The following is an 18,666-nucleotide window of genomic DNA, read 5'->3' on the forward strand; positions in this document are numbered from 1 at the left end:
CCATAACTGTTCTAACGGCGATTTTTTTCAAATCCTCTTTTCATTTCAATAAATGCCTCAGCTTATCTGGGTTCCTAACAAAGTATAAGTTGCGAATCGAATTTCTCTCGACATGCATTAGCGCAACAGTTACGATGCCATCTCCTGAACGGACAACGAGTCCTGTTTGGCCATTTATATCCCTCATTTCTACATGCACGCCTCCTTCGTAATGAGGAGCCTTACGAGTTAAGCCGAGAAGGAAACGGGCGACGAGATCGCGCGATTCAATAGGATGGACGGCGGCGAAGGCTTTACCCCCTCCATCTGAGACCAACACGACATCTTTGGAGAGCATGGATACAACCCTATCCACGTTACCCTGTTCGAGAGCCGCTAGGAGTCGACGGACCCACTCTTCGCTTGCAGCTTCGGGATTGACTGGTTCATCGGGGGTAATCCCCATTTTTCCTCTCGCACGGCTGATCAGCTTGCGGCAATTCGCTTCGCTTTTGCCAACGAGCTCAGCAATATTAGCATATTCAAAGCCGAGCGCCTCACGAAGCACGAACACTGCCCGTTCCGTAAGGGACAGCCTTTCAAGCAAGACGAGCATAGCATAAGACAGCAGCTCACCTTGAACAACCGATTCAAACGATTCATCATTCGGAGTAAGAAGGGGCTCAGGAAGCCATTGCCCGAAATACTGTTCTCGCCGCTTACGCGCCGAATTGAATAAATCCCGACAGCGATTAGTTACCATTTTGCACAAATATGCTTTAGGTTCAACCAATCGATCCAGCTTTACATCATACAACTTCAGGAATACGTCCTGCACAGCGTCCTCCGCATCGGAGACCGATCCAGTCAGTTGGTAGGCAAGCGTAAAAAGCAGCCCTTTATAATGCTCATATAATTCTTGCATCTTAAAATTCCACCCTTTTCCACTAACCCTCTGTTTACATTATTTTAACAGACTTGCCGAATCCCATGTGAATTTCCTTATTCGCCAACCCAGCTTTCCTGTAAAAATAATATCTAACCCCCATTGATGTGTCCATACCATTCCCTGCTCCGGACCTAAGGCAAAACAAAAAAAGTCAATAAATTCCTTATGCATGGGTGCTGGACGCCCTGCAATATCCGCCGATAAAATCTTTCCAAGCCTTGCTGCTTGGGCGGTCGCTTCCTTACACGTCTTCCCGTCCACCCATCCGCTAGCAGGGTCTACGATTCGCACGCAGTCGCCGATACTGTATACACCCTGGGCCCCTTGAACCCGATAACTTGCATCTACGATCACGTATCCTTCCGGAGTGATCGGTAACCCGATGCTTTGCAGCATTGGGTTGGGTAACAGCCCCAGCGTCCAGACACATAGGCCAGCGGACATCGTCTCGCCGTTAGATAAGGTTAGCACTCCCTCTTTCTCCTGTAACACCCTACTTCCATGTAAGGTAGTTACTCCGCAAGCGTCAAGTGAACGTTCCAGTTTAAGGCCTACTTTTGCCGGGCCTTCTGGGAAAAGTCTCTTATTCGCGTTAAATAAATTTATCCTTACAGCATTCGGGTCAAGTCCCAATGATACCGCATCATTACGAAAAAAATAAGCTAGTTCGGCAGATGTCTCGATGCCGCTTATGCCCGCTCCAACAACGGCAATGGTCATTAATCTCTGACGTTCTTTCGAGCTTTTTTCCTTTACAGCTTTCTTTATATTCGCGCGCCATGCCTCTCGGATCTTCCACGCAGCGTCTAAACTCGCTAATGCCAAACCTCCTTGATCAGGGTCGGGTTGCCGCACGACGCTGCCCACCGCCAAAACGAGGAAGTCATATTTTATCGAATTCTTATTTCCTACAGCATCCTGACAAAGTAGCCTTCTTTCCCCTGATTCGATTTTCGTTACAGTAGCCTGAACGAATTCAACCCCCTCGGGAAATAACCTAGTCAGAGGGATAGTAATCTCTTCATCTCCGACCGCGGGCTTAAAAAGCAATACTTTGCGAAAGTGATAAGTGTTCTTATCGATTAAAATAAGTCGGAGTGTTCGTTTACTTGCTTGCCCCTTAAATGTTTTCCGAATCGCTTTAACTGCATTAATACCTGCATATCCTCCGCCAATAACGATGCATGTCAATTCTTTCATTGCAACCACTCCTTATTCCGTCTGCATATAAAACGAGATAAGGAGTCGTTTTGTGACAACAACGATATTTCGATGACTGCCGATTATCTGTACTTGAAAAAGTTATCATCGCAAAAAACATTTGTTATTCAAAGTAATCTCAACAGAAGGGATACATCCTTCTTCAATTGCAATCCCAATCAATGTGGACACTATACTTTTGGTACATGAATTAATCCGTTGAAAGTTATCTCTTAACTGCATACTCGAGGTTTTCAATCTTCGTTATCATGGTTATCTTACTATAAAATGGAATTTCATCTGGTTTACAAATTGATTAAAACAAAAAGATCACATCAATGGATAGCAAAAAGACTTGCTCGAGGTATCAATACCTTCAAGCAAGTCTTTTCATCTTAAATTATATAGAAACTAATGCCTTATACAAAAACATACTCCCCGTCACCGATCTGAATCGTCTTCCCTTTCAGCGCTAACGAATCTGTCTCAAAAATCACCTGCTTGAACTGGTTCTCATCCCCTTGCACGAAAGCAAACGACTTATCGTCAATCTTAAGGCTGAAGCAATCGTCCTCTGACTCTATTACAGGCAGTCCGAATATCGATCCCCAATGTTTAGCGGTAGCTGCAGGATCGGAGACATGGAATACAGCGCGCACGATTTCGACATGACCAGCAGGATGAGGCTGGATGACTCCAGACGAAGTTAATCTTTCTAACCTCTCTGCATCTGTTCCGCTCCATTGAATGATGAACGGATAGACTAGGCCTTGAAAGTCACCACCGATAGTCATCATGCGCCACTCGATTAATCTTCCCTCGTTATCTAGACGCTTCCCATCGATGATTGGAGATAGTGATAAACCCGCTGCCTTAAGGGAATCCGCTACTTCTTCAATATCATCTGTCCGGATGACTACTCTGCTTAAGACTTCATGCTCCGGCAGAAGTTTTACAGCGTCTTTCACCACTAGATTATGTTCGGTTGCCTTTGCCAGCTCAAGATTCTCAATGCCCAGAAATTCGAGATAGGTTAGCCCGAAATAACTTAATGCGTTATAGGTTCCCCAATCTTTATGAGAACCTCCCTTAAAAGCAACCAAATCATGAGCTCCAAAAATTCCAACCGGTTTGGACAGATCATTGACGTAGTGTACTAAGTGATCCCATTTCACTGTTGCCATGATTACTTCACTCCTAGCTCAGTAGTACGCTTCACAGCTGCCAGAACACTTCTTTGCAGACCTGCTGCGAAATCACTGTTATTTAATTCGTACAAGCCATGCATTCCAACTCCGCCAGGTGAATTATTAATATCTAGCAGTTGTCTTGGATGCAGCCCTGTCTGCTGCAGCATAGCTACCGATCCCATCATATTCTCCAGTGCAACATTCCAGGCTTGCTCACGCGGCAATCCGGCAAGCACACCTGCATCTACAAAAGACTCAATGAAATAATAAATATAGTTGGGGCCAGCCACACCAAATCCAGTGAAAATATCCATTAATGTCTCATCCAGATATTGCACTTTACCAAATCCGAGTAAGAAATGCTCCACTTGATCACGGCTAGCGTAAGCATTTAATGCTACACCGCTATATCCGTAGCCTGTATCCGTCAATGTATTTGGAATGACACGGATAATGGACCTCTCAGCTCCAAAATAACCAGCTAATTGGACATTCGTTACACCTGCCACAATCGATACGATGACTGCGGTAGGTGAAGCGAATTGTTGTACGATTTGTCCAAGTGTAGTTAAATCATCCTGTGGACGCACCGCAACCACAATCAGATCTGCAGTAGATAGGCTTTGCTCCTGTGAGCTCTTCGTATCTATTCCGTATTTGGTACTTAAAAACTGAAGACGATCTTCATTAATGTCAGATACACTAATTTGATCTACCAACAGGGTGTTGTTGGATATACATGCGCGAATGATCGCTTCCGCCATCTGTCCTCCACCGATAAAATGAATCTTTTCTTGTGTCACTTGCGTTCACTTCCTTACTTAATTGTTGTCCCATGCTTCAGGCAGAATGAAACCATCATATTTCTCTATTCCACGAATATATTCTTCGAACTCTTTAGATTCATAAGCTGCTTTCAAGTCTTTCGCCCACTGTGTATTTTCATCCTTTTTATTAACCGATACGATAATTCTGTGTTCCATAGGCGTATTTTCGATTTTCAAGGCATCCGTAATCTTTCTGTCTGAATTAGCAATATAATTCCCGTTTACAACGCCGTAATCAACATCTTGCAGTGAAACTAGGATTTGAGCAGGGTCCAATATTTTAATATCAATATTATATTTATCCGGTTCCATGCTGTTGATGTTAAAATCAGCTACGCCTGCGCCATCTTTAATCTTGATCCAACCCAATTCTTCCAGGATACGCAGTGCACGCTCTTGGTTCACCGGATCATTCGGAACAGCTACGGTTGTACCATCTTTAACATCGTCAAGTGTAGTATGATTTACGGAATAAAGACCTTGTGGTGCACCAGGCGCATAAGCAATTCCTACCATGTCTGCTTTGATTTCTTTGTTGATTGCCTCCATGTATGCTGTGCTTTGGAAGATACTTGCGTCAATGGAGCCTTCCTTCATCGCAGGATTGACCTGCATGTTTTGCGAAAAAGACTTAATTTCAACGCTATAGCCTTGTTTCTCTAGGATCGGAAGGATCGATTGGCGGAATTGCTCCTCATAGGTTCCCACACCAAATCCAATGGTAAGCTTCTTCTTATCTCCAGAATTATCGGATTGACTATTCCCGCAAGCCGTCAACACCGCTAGAACCCCTATCATCAACACTACTATCAACTTTTTCATAACTTCATCTCCTATTCAAATATAGATTGTTTTAGTTGTGCTAACGCCTCATCCGTCACATTAAGTGGGATAGCGCAATTTGGAGAAAGAATAAAAGGCTGGTCTTTCATTAATGTCAGTGCTTCTTTAGCCTGCTGCTTAATTTGTGCGATATCGTTTACAGCGAACAACCCGTGATCGACGCCACCTACTTTAGTAGCTTTAAGATCCGCCTCTAAACCAGGGTTCCCCTCGGCTACAGTATCCCAGCTGATCCCATCAATTCGATAATCATTAAATTTCTCAGGCTGGGCATAAGCCCCACAAGTATGAAGAATGTTTTTGCCGTAGCTTGCAGCTTCTAAGACAATAGAGTCATAAGGTCTGGAGAACTCGTCAAACATGGCTTCATCAAATAATCCTGGGTGAGCGGTGCCTGTCACAGCGTAGAACAAACCGTCAGAACCCACTTGCTGCAGCTCTTGTACATAATCGGCTAAGGTTAATGAAATCGCATGTAACGCATGGTGCGCTGCCGCACGATGCTCCTTAAATAACGACTCCAAAGTTACTGGATGCTCAATGCCAAACACTGTTTTTGTAACATAAGCAGAACGTCCTACAATAAATAGCAATACAGTCAATGGAGAGAATACCGTTTGGATTAGTGGGGTATCAGGTAGTCCTTGACGAATTTTTCTAACACCCTCTAAGTGTTCTGCCAAGGAAGCTGTATGCATCGCCTTTTTAACTTCGATATCCCATAGATTAACCGCTGATGGAATTGCTGTTGTTTGCTGCCTTGGAAATACAGTCTGATAATCCGTAAAATCATATTGATTGCCCCAAGCTTCCGCCAAATAAGTTGCTCTAGGATTGATCTTGACCCAGTCCCAATCATATTGTTTCGTAAAAGAAATCGTAGTTTGCGCTAAATCATCTGCAGTTTGTTCTTTGTCGATAAAATGCCGCCAACCACTTACAATTGGGCGATCTGCCTTTTCTCCAGATAATATCGCTTTAAATCGATCTTGCTTGCTCCATTCACTCATCTGCCAAACTCCCTCCCGGAATATGTAATGACTAATAACGGCGAATTTTTCTTGCTAGCGTGTTGCCTAAAGATTGAATGCCTTGCACTAAAATAATGAGAATAACAACAGTAGCTACCACGACAACCGTATCAAAACGTTGGTACCCATATACAATCGCCAAGTCGCCGACACCGCCGCCCCCTACCGTTCCAGCCATTGCAGTTGCACCGATCAACCCGATCGTTGCCGTTGTCAAAGACAGAATTAATGATCCAACCGCCTCTGGCAACAAAAAGTACCATATCACTTGAAATGGCGTAGCCCCCATCGCTTCAGCAGCTTCAAGAATTCCCGGGTTTACTTCAAGCAAGGAGTTCTCTACCAAACGTCCAATATAAGGTGCGATATAGATAATTAAAGGTACGATCGCTGCGCTTGTCCCAATCGAAGTATGAACAATCAAACGAGTGAAAGGTACAATCGCTACAAGTAAAATAATAAAAGGCAGAGAGCGTATAATGTTGATGATCGGATTTAGTATGGCGTAAAGCGCTTTGTTCTCCAAAACCCCACCAGGACGAGTGATTACAAGCAATATCCCAAAGGGTATCCCTATCAATGAGCCAACAAATAAGGAGACGCCAACCATCTGAATCGTTTCAATAATCGCCTGCAGAAATTGATCACCTGTTAATGTGGTCGAAAACATTAGATTCTACCTCCTCTACACCGACTCCATGACGTTTTAAGAAAGATAACGCATTGTTAATCTCAGCTGTATCTCCACTGCATTGAATAATTACTGTACCCAGTATCGTTTCCTGAATCTCGGTCGTGTTCGCAAATAAAATATTGACCTTCATATCGTAGGATCGAATCATCTCGAACAGGATAGGCTCAGAGGCGCTTTCTCCAACAAAATTAAGTTTATAAAGGACACTTCCGGGTTCTGTTTTGATGGATTTTTGGACGCTTGGCGTAATGCTGTTCTGAATAACCGTCTTCACAAAATTTTGTGTGGTCTTATGCTTCGGACTACCGAATACATCTAGAACGCTTCCTTGCTCAATAATTCGGCCCTCTTCCATCACCGCCACCTTGTTGCAAATCTCTTGAATGACAGACATTTCATGTGTAATGATCATCACAGTAATGTTGTACTCTGCATTGATTTTTTTTAATAGCTGTAAGATAGAATGTGTCGTCTGTGGATCTAAGGCAGAAGTCGCTTCATCACATAATAGGATGGATGGATTCGAGGCAAGCGCTCTGGCAATCCCGACCCGCTGCTTCTGTCCACCTGACAATTCACTAGGGTAACTCCCTGCTTTGTCACTTAATCCAACAAACTCTAGCAACTCTTGTACACGCTGGCGGATTTCATTCTTATTCTTTTTTAAGAGAACTAGAGGAATCGCTACATTATCAAATACTTTTTTAGATTCTAATAGATTAAAATGTTGAAAAATCATGCCGATATTCTTCTTAGCCGCCCGTAACTCTTTATCGTTATAGGTTCCTAAATCACGCCCAGCAACGAAGACCTGTCCTTCAGTAGGTCTTTCCAAATAATTGACTAAACGAATTAATGTACTTTTCCCCGCACCACTATAGCCGATAACGCCAAAGATATCGCCTTTATCGACCTTTAAATCGATCCCTTTAAGAGCATCAATCGTGATTCCTTTCCGAGTGAACGTTTTGGAAACCTGCTTTAGTTCAATCATATACATTCCTCTCAATCATCTTTAGGATTTAGGTCTAGGAGATCAATTAAGCTTTGACTTGTAGCTTCACCAGCGCTTGTTCTGCCAATAAAGCGAAGTACTTCGCAGCGGGTAAAATCGCAGCTTCATCCACATCGAATCGAGGGTGATGTAAAGCATAGGCTGGGCCTGATCCTATATTTACAAAAGCACCCGGTATCTGTTGTAAATAAAAGGAGAAATCTTCTCCTCCCATTTGCGGTGGGATGTCATGTACTATATATCCGGCATCTGAAGCGACCTCTTTGGTAAAGTCAGCCCATTCGCCATGATTAATCGTTGCTGGTGGTCCTGGATACCAATGTAGCTTAGCCTCTGCCCCAGCAGCTGCAGCAATTCCTTCGATGATTCGGGTCATTTGGATTGGAATCTGGCGACGAATCTCTTCATTGTAAGTTCGTACCGTACCTTCTAATTCCACTTTTTCCGGTAGGACATTCCATGTGAAGCCCCCATTAATTCTGGTGACACTTAACACAACCGGTTCAGTGGTACTATTTTGACGGCTTACGATGGTTTGTAGCGAGGTAATGATCTGAGCCGCAGTGACAATGGAATCCACACCTTTTTCAGGATAAGCAGCATGAGCGCCGACACCTTTTATCGTAATTTCAAACCGATCAACACCTGCTGTTAAAGCTCCTGTTCTTGTTCCAAAAGCTCCTGTAGGCAGGTCTGGTGAATTATGTAAACCGAATATAGCGTCAACACCCTTGAGTCCTCCTGATGCTAAGACACTCTCCGCTCCATGCCCTGTTTCTTCTGCTGGTTGGAACAATACTCTAACCTTGCCAGGCAATTCACTTTCACGTGCCTTTAACAATAAGGCAGCTCCTAGAATCGTAGCCGTGTGAAAATCGTGCCCACAAGCATGCATTTTTCCAGGAATCTCAGAAGCAAAAGATAATCCAGTCTGTTCCTCTATCGGAAGTGCATCAATATCACAGCGAATAGCTACAACAGGTCCATTACCTTGTCCGATCTCTGCGATAAGTCCGGTTTGTAAAGGAAGGTCTAGAATATGAATATTGGCATGGGTCAGCCATTCCCGTAATTTCTCTGTGGTCTTAAATTCTTCATAAGCTAATTCAGGCTCTCTATGTAGGTTTCTACGAACATCAATTAATTGATTCGCTAATGCTTGATCAACCTCATTAAGTATATTCATAGTAAAGTGCTCCCCTTTCTTTATGCTTCCAACTTTTCTTCAATACCTTTAATCCGGTCAAGTGCAGTAGCTAGACTGCTTAAAATATGATCTCGCATTGCTTTTTCAGCGCCATCTTCATTGTGGTCAGCGATCATTTGCAAGATAAGATCATGTTCTTCATCCGCCTGTGTATTCCAATCTCCATGCATGGAGACGAATCTACAATAGCGAAGGGAATGATCTCTTAATTGATTCAGAACTTTCTCGAATGTTTTTAGTTCGCTGATTTCTGATAAATAATCATGGAACTCAAATCCATAGGTTACAAAATTCTGATTGTCGCCAAGTTGGAAGGAGTGTTTCATTTTTGTAATCATCGTCGTTAAATTAACAATATCGTTCTCTGTAGCATGCTTAGCTGCATTTCTTGCGATATAGCCTTCAAGCATGCTGCGAATTTGGAATATTTCTTCAACCTCTTTGAGTGTCACAGAAGCCACCCGCAGTCTTCCATTTGGCTGTCGAATGAGAAAATCCTCGTTCTCCAATCTCTGTATTGCCTCTCTTAGTGGAGTACGACTAACCTCTAGTAACGCTGCCAAATTTTCTTCATGTACAGGTTGATTCGGCTCTAATTCACTATCAATAATTTTTTGTTTTAATGCATCATAGGTATTATCCTTTGACAACCTACGTGATCGTATCGCCATATTTATGTAGCTCCTCATCGATAATCTGTCGGGCAAGAGCCTCAACAATATATTTGTATAATTGTATACAATTATTAGTTTTGAATTGATTCGTGCAATCTTTTTTTATACTATATTCCAATTAATCCACCTAGTCAAGTAGGATTTAGAGGAATAATGTATTTATCTTCAATATCAAAAAAAGCTCTACAACCACAAGGGTCGTAGAGCTTTTTTTAATGATTTTTTAGAAATTGAATTAAATTAAAATTTAATAATCCCTGAAGTATGAAGCAACACCAAGAACACCAGAATCGGCGCAACATACCGGAGCATAAATAACCAAACGCGGAACCAACCTGCCTTAAGCCCAGCCGCTTCTGCTGCCCCTTTCCAGAAATAACCGGCAAAGATGGTAACCAACAGACCGCCTAGTGGCAACATAATGTTAGAAGTTACAAAATCCACCCAATCGAACAACGCTTTGCCGCCAAACGATAGCTCAGGGACCATTCCCAGTGACATCGCCGAAGGAATACTGAGGAGGAAACATACTAATGACAAAATCCAAACTGAACGTTTCCGGCTCCAATTCCAGCGCTCCATCGCGAAAGATACAGGCACCTCAAGCAGAGATACGGCAGAAGTTAAAGCAGCAATCGCCAGCAAGATAAAGAACAAACCACCAAAGAATGCACCAAATGGCATTGCTGAGAAAGCTGCTGGTAAAGCAATGAAAATTAGCGAAGGACCTTGATCAGGAGCAATGCCAAATGAGAATGTCGTCGGAAAAATAATCAATCCTGCGATAAACGCATATAACAAATCTCCTGCCCCGACAGCGAGTGCAGCAGTTCCTAGCGATTGTTTTTTATCCACATAAGAGCCGTAAGTCAGGAGAATTCCCATCCCAAGCGACAATGAAAAGAAAGCATGTCCCAAAGCGACTAACGCAGATTCCGCCGTCAGCACCGAAAAGTCTGGTTTTAGGAAAAAGGCTACTCCTTCGTTTGCACCTGGTAAGGTAACCGCACGAATCATCAATACAATTAGGAGAACAACCAGACCAGGAATCAATACCTTATTAAATTTCTCGATCCCGCCTGATACTCCAAGAATAACAACACCCGCCGTTATAAGGATTGCTATCCCCTGCCAAACAATTGGCATAGGTCCAGATATAAAGGAGCTGAATTCACCTGCATAATTACTGGAACTGAACAATTGTCCATTGAAGGCAATCATTGCGTAGTTCAACGTCCATCCTGCAACAATGATATAAAAGGAAAGAATTAAAAATGGTGCAAGGACTTGCAGAAATCCGACGGCCATCCAGTTCTTCCCGCCTCCGGCACGTACAAATGCAGTAGCCGCGCTTCCACGTCCGCTACGACCAATGGCCAACTCTGCCAACAATACGGGTAAACCGATCAACACTAAACATACAATGAAGAGAAGGAAGAAAGCCGCCCCCCCATTTTCCCCAGTGATATACGGAAATTTCCACATGTTCCCCAGACCTACTGAGCTCCCGATCGCTGCGAAAATAAAGCCGGCGGAAGAGAACCGCTCCTTCTTCTCTGAGAGAAGATTTTTTTCACCTTTAAATTGATTCATTCTTATGCCCCGTTTTCTTTTTTTTCTTTTTTAGACCTCATTATAGCCTATGTTAGCATGATCGTCATATGAAAATTTTCTGAATATTTTTATTGTTTTCAATAATTATCCAGTTTAGCCATGAAATCCATCTAAATAAAAAAAGAGCTACATGTTCTAGTCTTGGACTAGAACCGTAGCTCCTTCTTCAAACTCTTTTTCTAAAAAGAGATTATTCTTTTACAGCACCTACCACAATCCCAGTTACAAAGAAACGTTGAAGGAAAGGATAAACCAATAGAATTGGCAAAGCACTTATAAAAATCTGCGAGGCCCGGATGGTTCGTTGTGATAAATTAGCAACGGCTGCCGGATCAAGCTTAGACATATCTGCCTGAACGATAATCGTCTGCATAAACGTCGCTAGCGGAAGCTTGTCTGCATCTCTGATATAAATAATACCGTCAAAATAAGCGTTCCAGTGTCCTACCATAAGGAATAGAGAGACGGTTGCAATAACAGGTAAGGAGACCGGTAAATATATTTTCACAAAGGTCTGAAAGTGTCCTGCCCCATCAATAAAAGCTGCTTCCTCAAGATCTTTAGGTACGGTACGGAAGAAATTCAGAAGCAAAATGATGTTAAATACAGCAACTAATCCAGGAAGAATAAGTGCCATCAATGAATTCATGAGACCAAGCTTCAGAATTAGAATGTAACCCGGTATCAGACCACCGCTGAACAGCATGGTGACAACAAAATACCAAAGATAGACGTTTCTTGCACGAAAGACTCTTGTTTCCTTAGACAGCGCATAAGCTGCAACCGTATTTACCACCAGCGCTAGTCCTGTTCCGAGTACTGTCCGTTCCACAGACACCCACAAGGAGTTAAGGAAATTGACATTATTAAACGTCTTTGCATAGGCTTCAAAGGTAAAGTCAATCGGCCAGAATGTGACTAATCCAGCATTAGCAGGTGCGGATGCACTAAGAGATACCATGAGTAAGTGGTACAAAGGTAGCAGGCAGAGCACGGAAAGGATAGTCAAGCACACATTATTGATAATACTGAATATTCGATATGGAATTGTTTTATGGTACATCAGTTGTCATCCTTTCTAGAAAATTCTGTACCCTGCAAATCTATAAGCAAGTCGGTAAGAGACTACAATTAAGACTAAGCTAATTAACGATTTGAATAGATTAACTGCGGTTGCGAAACTGAACTGTCCGCTTAGTAGACCTTCTCTATACACGAAAGTATCAATGATATCTCCCTGCTGATAGATCAATGGACTGTACAAGTTAAAGATCTGGTCAAAGTTTGCGTTGAGCACATTACCCAGTGCCAAGGTGGCGATTACGATAGCGATTGGGATTAACGCAGGAATTGTGATATACATCGTTTGTTTCCAACGCCCCGCCCCATCCACTTCAGCAGCTTCATAAAGTGATGGATTGATACCCGAAAGTGCCGCTAAAAAGATAATCGTATTGAAACCAAACTCTTTCCAAACATCACTAGCAATGATAGTGAACCTGAACCAGTTGCCGTCTCCTAGGAAGAAAATCGGCTTGATGCCGAATACAGATGTGAGGAATTGATTGACAATACCTGTCTGAGCAAGGATATCAATAAGAATCCCTGAAAGTGTAACCCAAGACAGAAAGTGCGGAAGATAAACGAGTGTTTGAATAGTTCTTTTAAGGCCCATTCTTCTTACCTCATTAAGCAATAAGGCGAAGATAAACGGAATAATCAAGTTCAAAACAATTTTGGAGCAAGCAAAAAATAACGTATTCCACGTAATGGACAGGAAATAATCATTCTCCCACATGTACCTGAAATGCTTAAGTCCGACCCACTCGGAATCAAAAAAACCTAGTGCAGGTTTATAGTCTTGAAATGCCATAAGAATTCCGGACATCGGAATATAAGAAAAAATAAAAACCATGATTGCCGCTGGCAACACCATAAAATGGAGAATCCATGGTTGATTAAAGCCTTTTTTTCTTTTTTTACTCGGCTGACTTTCTAGGCTCGCCTGTGGTATCGAGTTAACCTCCATATTAGCCTCCATAGCTCTCTCCTGTTCCCAAAAAAAATATTTTGTGTGTGATGGGGATCTCTGCTATAAATAGTATCAGGCGTTTCTCAGGTTTGACTATATAACATTGTTAGGCTTGATAGGGTTTTATTAGGACAACATCTGGAGGGGCATTTATGAATTTATGGAAGCGCTTTACAATACTTAGAGGAAACTTACAGTCTCGATTTAGTCTGTTTGCCAAAATAAACAGCTTGATCATACTCCTATTCATTCCCATCATTATCATGTATACCTTTTCAAATAACGTCACCTTCGAGGTTGTAGGCAAAGAGTTGCAGACGTCCAATACGAAACAACTCACTTTTTTATCCAATCAGATCGATTCTCGAATTAATCAGATGATGGACTTCACCCTTATTCTTTCAAGAGATCCCAACGTCAGGGCATTCAATGGACTAAATGTATGGGAAGATCGTTATGATCAGATGCAGACCAGATATATCCTCCAGGAAAAGATGGTGCTTCAAGCTGGGGTTACAGATATTTGGCCGACCAGATACGCCGTTCATTCACAGCAGAATAAAGATGTCATCGCCAATTACGACAGACCCATCGGGTATGATGAGGATTATTTAAAAGCAAATATGAGCGGAAGATGGACGTATGGTGATCATGGTGTGGAATCTCAAGGCGATTTAAAATCCTTTTACTGGTTCTTAACGGATTCCTTAGCTCAGCCGGGGACGTTAACAGGAAGTAGCCTAGTCATTGAAGCCAGCTTCAGTTATACGAACATTCAGAACATGCTCGATTCGTACAAAGCAGGTGGGCAAGGCGATCCGTTCTTCTATCACAAAGGGGAGAAACCGATCCTCAACCGTAGCGCGGACAAGCAGCTATCCGACGAACTAGTTAATTACCTGGATAATCACTCTCCGGAGAATACAACTCAGGATGTAGTGAAGCTAAATGGGAAGAACTATTTGGTCAGTTCTGTGAAATCAGCCTCTTTGGATTGGCATTTAGTAGATGTTGTCCCCCTTTATCAAATTCTCAAACCGATTTCTCTTAGTCGAGATTTATTCTATATCACAATGATTCTGCTGTTTGTTGTGGGAGTATCCTCTTCCATTCTGCTATATAGAAACGTTCAATATCCGATTAAAAAACTAGTCAGTGGTTTACAGCGCGTACAGCAAGGAGATTACTCCGTACGGCTTCATAGCAATGAGCAAAATGAGTTCTCGTTTCTGTTCCGTCGTTTTAACGATATGTCCCATCAAATTCAAGACCTGATAGAAAATGTATTTAATGAAAAGATCCGTGCTCGAGAAGCTACCCTGAAGCAGCTTCAAGCGCAAATTAATCCGCATTTTCTCTATAACTGTCTTGGTTATATTATCAATATGGCCCAGATGAAAGATGAGGACGCAGTCGTCTCAATGGCTTATAATCTAAGTGCTTACTATCGTTATACCACCCGGATGGAACGGGAGACGGCTTCTTTGGAGGAAGAAATCAAGCTCTTAGTCAACTATTTAGATATCCAGAAACTGCGTAATGGCAGAATTGATTATCATATTGATATTCCTGAGGATATGCTTAGCCAATCTGTACCTCGCCTAATGCTTCAACCTATGGTGGAGAATTCTGTGATTCATGGAGTAGCGAAGTCCTATTCATCAGGTGAGATCAAGATTAGTGGTGAGAAGTCAAACGGCTTCTGTAGAATTTATATCGATGACGATGGTCCTGGCCTGAATCCGGATCAGCTAGAAGCATTAAACCGTAAAATGCAGGAGCCTTTGCAGGAGGAAATGGGTTGTGGTCTTTGGAATACAAATCAGCGGATCATTCACCTGTTCGGCAATCATTCAAGTCTTACCTTCAAGCCATCCCCTCTCGGTGGATTCCGAACAGAAATTATCTGGGAAATCCCAACTGAGGATGATAGTTATAAATTAAAGGAACATCAAGGAGACTAACAACATGCAGATGATCATAGTAGACGACGAAGCACACTGGGTAGATAATCTTTCCATGACTAAACCCTGGCATACGCTAGGAATTGAACATGTGCATAAAGCTTATTCCGCACGTGAAGCGCTACAAATTATTGATACGCATCCCATTGATATAGTAATCTCAGATATTCAAATGCCGGAAATGACGGGAATCGAATTGATAGAGCGGATAAGAAAACATAACAAAAAAATTAAATGTATTATTTTATCCGGCCATTCAGAATTCGATTATGCCAAAAAAGCACTTCAAAACAAGACCGTGGATTACTTACTTAAACCGCCGACTGATGATGAATTGCTCGGAGCAGTCAAAAATGCGATCAATCAATTGAATGCTGAATGGGAGCTTATAAGTTCTCTTAAACGAACCCAGTTTACCCTCCGGGAGAACCTCCCTGTTTTACGGGGGCGTTTGCTACTGGATGCTTTGCAAGGTCATCGTTTTCAAGCCGGTGAATGGGAACGGAAGCTCGTGAGTTACGATCTGCCCTTCCAATCCGGAGAATCCGCATTGATGCTGGTACGAATGGAAGAAGAATTCAGAGAATTTGATAATACCGATCAAACCTTGATTGAATATGCGATTATTAATATGGCTGAAGAGATTATGGGAGAATTTATGGAAGTCTGGGGCGTTAAAGAGGAACATGGATATCTTGTGTTTCTGCTCCAGCTTAAAGAACAAGGAACTGACCTTGGAAAAGAATCCATATTAGAGAAGCTTTCTTTACAACTTCAATATAAGGTCAAGCAATTTCTGAAAGGCTCACTATCCATTGTAATCACGGAGTGGTTCAAGTTTCCTGAGCAGCTGTCGAATCGTTTTCATCAGGCCTCCTCCTCTTTCCGCCAAATTGTCGGAGATGAGCGAGAATTCATTATGCGGGTCAGTGACTTGGAGCTTCCCTCAGCACAAGGACCTTTAGACGCTCTTTATACCCCACCCTCTTTGATTCATCTACTGGAGAGTGGACATTGGGATGCGGCCGAAGAGAAATTGCTTGCCGTCTGTGCCGAACTGGATGAGAAATGGTCTGAATCGTGGGAGCATTGCATGGAGGCTGGCTTTTTAATTACTGCTTCTTTCACGAATCTTGCACATCGCAATGGTCATACGCTAGCAAACTTAATGGGGACCGATATAGAAGCGTTGCAAAGTGGGGATGCTTTTACCAGCATTAGTAAACTAAGAAAATGGTCGCTAAGTGTTCTAGCCAATCTAAAAGAAGGCACATCCAACGAAATCAAAGACATACGTTCCGAGTATGTAAAGAAAATTCAAGATTATACGGATAAGAACTTGCATGATGATGTATCATTACGTGTTCTGGCTGACCATGTAAATCTCCATCCGACCCATTTATCAAAAATTTATAAGATTGAAACAGGTGAAGGCATTAGTGATTATATCTCGCGCTTGCGGATGGATCGTGCCTGTCATAAGCTGAAGACCTCCAATAAAAAAGTCTATGAAATCAGCATGGAGATTGGATATATGGACCCTGCTTATTTTATCAAAGTATTCAAACGGCAGTTTGGGGTAACGCCGCAGGAATATAGAGATACTAACAAATAACATGATAGAGTCCTATCGAAACTAAAAATCTCATATAGATGACATCCCCGACAAGTTGTTAAAGTTACACTTGTAAAGATCATACACAGTAGGGGGAATTAAAGAATGATCAAGTTCAAGAAAATGTGGTCGCTTCTCACGGTCACAGCACTTATCACTCTCACAGCATGTGGCAGTAGCGGCACATCTAATGAGAATGCCAAAAATGGTAACGCTACCAATAATACCCAATCCGAAGCAGATGCTGCTTTCGCAAAAGGCAAATACGATCCACCGATCGAGTTCAGTGCCGTATTGATGCCTAAGAAGTATGTTCAAGGTGATACCAAAGAAAACAACGTTCACGATCGCTGGATGCTTGAAACATTGGGTATGAAGCATAAAGATACTTGGTATCCTGCAAATGACGATCAATACAGACAAAAGCTTCAACTTGCCATTGCTTCCGGCGAAAAGCTTCCTGATTTCGTTTTTGCACCAACTAACGCAGTATTGACGAATCAGCTTATTGATTCCGGTCAGTTCATCGCTATCGATGAGTTGTTTGATAAGTATGCAAACAAAATTCTGAAAGATCACGTTGCAGCACATCCAGAACTTTGGTACCCATTCACTAAAGACGGTAAGAAATATAATCTGCCGATCCTTGAATATACCGACAATGATGATACGCTCTTGTGGTTACGTGAAGATTGGATGGAAAAGCTGAAGCTGGAAGCGCCTAAGACCATCGCCGATCTTGAGAACATCATGGACAAATTTAAGAACGAAAACCCTGATGGCTTAGCGCCTAAAGATGTGTACCCGCTTGCAATTTCTTTGAAAAACAACACAAATACCTGGATGGGCCAGCTAGACTGGTTATTCGGGGCATATGGTACAATTGAGGAACAATGGAACAAAGATAAAGATGGCAATCTTGAATATGGTTCCATTAACCCAGGTGCTAAGCAAGCACTCGCAAAGCTTAGCGAATGGATGGATAAAGGATATATTCACACGGACTCCGCCCTTTGGGATGAAGGTAAATCCGCTGAGAGCTTCACGAAAGGTGCAGCTGGTATTCTGCCAGGCGCCAACTGGGTTCCAGACTGGCCAGCTCCCGATCTTATGAAGAATGTACCTGGAGCGATGATTAAAGGTTATCCGGTTCCAGCAGGACCAGATGGTTTGATTGGAACCAAATGGCAGAATTCCGGTGTAAATGCTAGTATCATGATTAACAAGGATGCTAAGCATCCAGAAGCTATTTTCTTGTACTATAACTACTTGCTTGATAACTTAGCTAACCCTGCTGCAGGCAGTCAATATGAATATGGCTTTGCTAAAGGTTACGACTGGGATATGATTGATGGAGAACCAACAAGTGATAAAGACAAGATTAAAGACTTCTCCAATGAATTCCCATTCTTAACAGGTCCGGCCCGTATTCCTGATCTGTTTATGAAGACTTTGGTTAAACTTGCTGACGGCGAGACACCTGTAACACCTTATGAAAAACAAATGGCAGAGTTCCGTAAACCAGAAAACTGGGCGGCAGGAAAAGTGGTTATGTCACAACTAGACATTCGTAAACAAAACTACTTTACTGGTGCTGCTACACCAACAATGGTTTCCAAATGGAACCTGCTTCGTCAGTCCGAAATGGAAACTTTCAACAAAATTATTTATGGCAAACTGCCAGTAGACTCCTTTGACCAATTCGTTGCCAATTGGAAATCCAATGGCGGTGACCAAATCACTAAAGAAGTTAACGAATGGTTCAAGTCTGTATCCGCGCAATAAGCTTTAACAAACATAGAAACAAGCCGGAGCGTGCATTCGCTCCGGCT

Annotated in this window: 16 protein-coding genes; 3 read left to right on the forward strand and 13 right to left on the reverse strand. The window is 42.4% G+C overall.

The window, feature by feature from the left end; translation table 11 throughout:
• Positions 1-40 precede the first annotated feature (40 nt).
• The 13 genes from sigJ to NYE25_RS09635 all read right to left on the reverse strand — a co-directional run bounded on the left by sigJ (position 41) and on the right by NYE25_RS09635 (position 13,252).
• Positions 41-904, reverse strand: a complete 864-nt coding sequence (sigJ, locus tag NYE25_RS09575; protein ID WP_341145775.1) for an RNA polymerase sigma factor SigJ — start codon at positions 902-904, stop codon at positions 41-43.
• Between the two features lie 39 nt (positions 905-943).
• Positions 944-2,128, reverse strand: a complete 1,185-nt coding sequence (locus tag NYE25_RS09580) for an NAD(P)/FAD-dependent oxidoreductase (RefSeq protein ID WP_341145776.1) — start codon at positions 2,126-2,128, stop codon at positions 944-946.
• 419 nt (positions 2,129-2,547) lie between these two features.
• Positions 2,548-3,312 carry a VOC family protein gene (locus NYE25_RS09585; RefSeq protein ID WP_341145777.1) on the reverse strand — a complete coding sequence of 255 codons (765 nt, stop codon included), beginning with the start codon at positions 3,310-3,312 and terminating at the stop codon, positions 2,548-2,550.
• 2 nt (positions 3,313-3,314) lie between these two features.
• Positions 3,315-4,121, reverse strand: a complete 807-nt coding sequence (gene proC, locus NYE25_RS09590) for a pyrroline-5-carboxylate reductase (protein ID WP_341145778.1) — start codon at positions 4,119-4,121, stop codon at positions 3,315-3,317.
• 18 nt (positions 4,122-4,139) lie between these two features.
• Positions 4,140-4,967, reverse strand: coding sequence for a MetQ/NlpA family ABC transporter substrate-binding protein (locus tag NYE25_RS09595; RefSeq protein WP_076299273.1), 828 nt, complete (start codon positions 4,965-4,967; stop codon positions 4,140-4,142).
• An 11-nt stretch (positions 4,968-4,978) separates the two neighbouring features.
• A complete protein-coding gene (locus NYE25_RS09600; protein ID WP_341145779.1) occupies positions 4,979-5,998 on the reverse strand; it encodes a uroporphyrinogen decarboxylase family protein in 1,020 nt (339 codons plus the stop codon).
• Between the two features lie 31 nt (positions 5,999-6,029).
• Positions 6,030-6,689, reverse strand: coding sequence for a methionine ABC transporter permease (locus NYE25_RS09605; RefSeq protein ID WP_042189536.1), 660 nt, complete (start codon positions 6,687-6,689; stop codon positions 6,030-6,032).
• Positions 6,664-7,707 carry a methionine ABC transporter ATP-binding protein gene (locus NYE25_RS09610; RefSeq protein ID WP_341145780.1) on the reverse strand — a complete coding sequence of 348 codons (1,044 nt, stop codon included), beginning with the start codon at positions 7,705-7,707 and terminating at the stop codon, positions 6,664-6,666. The genes NYE25_RS09605 and NYE25_RS09610 overlap by 26 nt, the downstream gene beginning before the upstream one ends.
• A gap of 46 nt (positions 7,708-7,753) precedes the next feature.
• Positions 7,754-8,914: an amidohydrolase gene (locus NYE25_RS09615; protein WP_339242203.1), complete on the reverse strand. Its 1,161-nt coding sequence runs from the start codon at positions 8,912-8,914 to the stop codon at positions 7,754-7,756.
• 20 nt (positions 8,915-8,934) lie between these two features.
• Positions 8,935-9,606 (reverse strand): GntR family transcriptional regulator, encoded by a 672-nt coding sequence (locus NYE25_RS09620; protein WP_341145781.1) that lies wholly within the window; start codon positions 9,604-9,606, stop codon positions 8,935-8,937.
• A 243-nt stretch (positions 9,607-9,849) separates the two neighbouring features.
• Positions 9,850-11,202, reverse strand: a complete 1,353-nt coding sequence (locus NYE25_RS09625; RefSeq protein ID WP_042189546.1) for a sodium-dependent transporter — start codon at positions 11,200-11,202, stop codon at positions 9,850-9,852.
• Between the two features lie 211 nt (positions 11,203-11,413).
• Positions 11,414-12,286, reverse strand: a complete 873-nt coding sequence (locus tag NYE25_RS09630; RefSeq protein ID WP_341145782.1) for a carbohydrate ABC transporter permease — start codon at positions 12,284-12,286, stop codon at positions 11,414-11,416.
• A gap of 15 nt (positions 12,287-12,301) precedes the next feature.
• Positions 12,302-13,252 carry an ABC transporter permease gene (locus NYE25_RS09635; RefSeq protein ID WP_042132288.1) on the reverse strand — a complete coding sequence of 317 codons (951 nt, stop codon included), beginning with the start codon at positions 13,250-13,252 and terminating at the stop codon, positions 12,302-12,304.
• Between the two features lie 155 nt (positions 13,253-13,407).
• Here NYE25_RS09635 and NYE25_RS09640 point away from each other — a divergent pair, with 155 nt between their 5' ends.
• From NYE25_RS09640 to NYE25_RS09650, 3 genes are all read left to right on the forward strand, one after another.
• Positions 13,408-15,219 (forward strand): sensor histidine kinase, encoded by a 1,812-nt coding sequence (locus NYE25_RS09640; protein ID WP_042189548.1) that lies wholly within the window; start codon positions 13,408-13,410, stop codon positions 15,217-15,219.
• 4 nt (positions 15,220-15,223) lie between these two features.
• Positions 15,224-16,834 (forward strand): response regulator transcription factor, encoded by a 1,611-nt coding sequence (locus NYE25_RS09645; protein ID WP_341145783.1) that lies wholly within the window; start codon positions 15,224-15,226, stop codon positions 16,832-16,834.
• 105 nt (positions 16,835-16,939) lie between these two features.
• Positions 16,940-18,619 carry an ABC transporter substrate-binding protein gene (locus tag NYE25_RS09650; protein ID WP_341145784.1) on the forward strand — a complete coding sequence of 560 codons (1,680 nt, stop codon included), beginning with the start codon at positions 16,940-16,942 and terminating at the stop codon, positions 18,617-18,619.
• Positions 18,620-18,666: the final 47 nt, after the last annotated feature.

This window comes from Paenibacillus sp. FSL E2-8871, assembly GCF_038000345.1.
Classification (GTDB): domain Bacteria; phylum Bacillota; class Bacilli; order Paenibacillales; family Paenibacillaceae; genus Paenibacillus_AQ.

Coding starts and splice junctions, on each gene's coding strand:
- NYE25_RS09620 (WP_341145781.1), bottom strand. CDS start 9,606: ATGGCGATACGATCACGTAGGTTGTCAAAGGATAATACCTATGATGCA.
- NYE25_RS09585 (WP_341145777.1), bottom strand. CDS start 3,312: ATGGCAACAGTGAAATGGGATCACTTAGTACACTACGTCAATGATCTG.
- NYE25_RS09645 (WP_341145783.1), top strand. CDS start 15,224: ATGCAGATGATCATAGTAGACGACGAAGCACACTGGGTAGATAATCTT.
- NYE25_RS09650 (WP_341145784.1), top strand. CDS start 16,940: ATGATCAAGTTCAAGAAAATGTGGTCGCTTCTCACGGTCACAGCACTT.
- NYE25_RS09595 (WP_076299273.1), bottom strand. CDS start 4,967: ATGAAAAAGTTGATAGTAGTGTTGATGATAGGGGTTCTAGCGGTGTTG.
- NYE25_RS09580 (WP_341145776.1), bottom strand. CDS start 2,128: ATGAAAGAATTGACATGCATCGTTATTGGCGGAGGATATGCAGGTATT.
- NYE25_RS09630 (WP_341145782.1), bottom strand. CDS start 12,286: ATGTACCATAAAACAATTCCATATCGAATATTCAGTATTATCAATAAT.
- NYE25_RS09605 (WP_042189536.1), bottom strand. CDS start 6,689: ATGTTTTCGACCACATTAACAGGTGATCAATTTCTGCAGGCGATTATT.
- NYE25_RS09640 (WP_042189548.1), top strand. CDS start 13,408: ATGAATTTATGGAAGCGCTTTACAATACTTAGAGGAAACTTACAGTCT.
- NYE25_RS09600 (WP_341145779.1), bottom strand. CDS start 5,998: ATGAGTGAATGGAGCAAGCAAGATCGATTTAAAGCGATATTATCTGGA.
- NYE25_RS09625 (WP_042189546.1), bottom strand. CDS start 11,202: ATGAATCAATTTAAAGGTGAAAAAAATCTTCTCTCAGAGAAGAAGGAG.
- NYE25_RS09610 (WP_341145780.1), bottom strand. CDS start 7,707: ATGATTGAACTAAAGCAGGTTTCCAAAACGTTCACTCGGAAAGGAATC.
- sigJ (WP_341145775.1), bottom strand. CDS start 904: ATGCAAGAATTATATGAGCATTATAAAGGGCTGCTTTTTACGCTTGCC.
- NYE25_RS09615 (WP_339242203.1), bottom strand. CDS start 8,914: ATGAATATACTTAATGAGGTTGATCAAGCATTAGCGAATCAATTAATT.
- NYE25_RS09635 (WP_042132288.1), bottom strand. CDS start 13,252: ATGGAGGTTAACTCGATACCACAGGCGAGCCTAGAAAGTCAGCCGAGT.